This is a genomic window from Streptomyces cellostaticus (assembly GCF_023630175.1).
Lineage (GTDB): Bacteria > Actinomycetota > Actinomycetes > Streptomycetales > Streptomycetaceae > Streptomyces > Streptomyces cellostaticus_A.
Genome location: NZ_JALLIN010000120.1, coordinates 1 through 1,568, shown reverse-complemented (window position 1 = coordinate 1,568; position 1,568 = coordinate 1). Strand labels below are relative to the sequence as shown.

Annotated in this window: 1 protein-coding gene; it reads right to left on the bottom strand. The window is 69.3% G+C overall.

Features of this window, described 5'->3' with window-relative positions:
* Positions 1-1,568 (bottom strand): non-ribosomal peptide synthetase (locus tag MXD57_RS31230; RefSeq protein ID WP_250405579.1); only part of this gene is annotated, 1,568 nt, incomplete at both ends.

Sequence of the window (1,568 nt, the reverse complement as noted above, 5' to 3'; positions counted from 1 at the left end):
CATTTCCAAGTGGACGCCCGATCGGCGGAGGCTGGTCCTCGGGTCGGATGGACCTCTCCAGCTCAACGGCCGTGGTGATCACCGTGGCCTCGGTCGGGCCGTAGGTGTTCCACATACGGGCTCCGGCCGTCCACCGGCCGGCCAGGTCCGCCGTCAGCAGCTCTGCCCCCAGAACCCAGTTCTCCACTCCGGAGACCGCAGCCGGGTCGAGCACCCCGAGCAGTGAGGGGACCACGCTGGCGACGTCGACACCGGACTTCTTGATCATCTCGGCCAGCGCGTCCGGCTCCGAGCGCTCCGTGCTCGACGCGATGGCGAGGGCCGCCCCTGCCGCAAGGGTGACGGCCACGTCGAGTACGGACGCGTCGAAGCTGAAGGAGGCGAACTGCAAAGCCACCGCGCCTTCACGGACACCGAGGACCGGCCGCATCACCTCTGCGAGATTGGCGAGGCCACGATGGGGAACGGCCACCCCCTTGGGACGCCCCGTCGACCCCGACGTGTAGATCACGTACGCGAGCTGGTCCGGGTTGACGGCAACAGGGAGCTCTTCGCCGGAGGGCGCGTCCTCGTGGACGAACTCGTCGAGCAGCAGGACGCGCACCGCCTCCGACGGCAGGACCTTCACCGTGTCGGCGGTCCCCAGGACCACGACCGCACCACTGTCCGCCATCATGTAGCCGAGTCGGTCCGCTGGATACTCAGGGTCCAGGGGCACGTACGCACCACCCGCGCGCCACACCGCGAGGACTGCCACGACCATGTCGGCCCCCCGGGGAAGACACAGGCCGACCAGCCGCTCCCGGCCCACACCGAGTGCGATCAGCTTCCGCGCGAGGCGGCTCGCGTGCGCATCGAGCTGGGCGTAGGTGAGTGCGACGTCGCCGCTGAGTACGGCGAGCGCGTCGGGGGTGCGCGCCACCCTCGCCCGGAACAGGTCCAACACCGTGCCGTCCGGGACTTCCCGGTCGGTGTCGTTCCATGTGCGCAGAATGCGCTCGCGCTCATCGGCACCGAGCACGTCGACCTCGCGAACCCTCCGGTCGGGCTCGGTCACCACCGTCTCCAGAACGCGGACGAGGCGATGCGCCAGCCCCTCGACGGTCTCGACCCTGAAGAGGTCGGTCCGGTACTCCAACTGCCCCACCAGCCCACCGGGGGACCCGTCCTCGTCGTCGACCTCGCCGAGGCTGACGGAAAGGTCGAACTTCGCCGCGGTGTTCTCCAGAGGCTCCGAGACAGCCTGGATGCCGGGCAGGTCGAGATCCGGCTGCGCGTTGTTGTGGAAGGTGAGCATGACCTGGAAGAGGGGGTGGCGGGCCATGGAGCGTGCGGGGTTGAGGATCTCCACGAGCCGCTCGAACGGCAGGTCCTGGTGCGCGTACGCCGCGAGGTTCGCTTCCCGGACGCGTTCGAGGACTTCGCGGAAGGTGGGGTCTCCGGAGAGGTCGGTGCGCAGGACGAGGGTGTTCAGAAAGCATCCGACGAGGTCGTCGAGTGCGTCGTCGGTGCGGCCCGCGACGGGTGTGCCGATCGGGATGTCCTGGCCTGCGCCCATCTTGGACAGC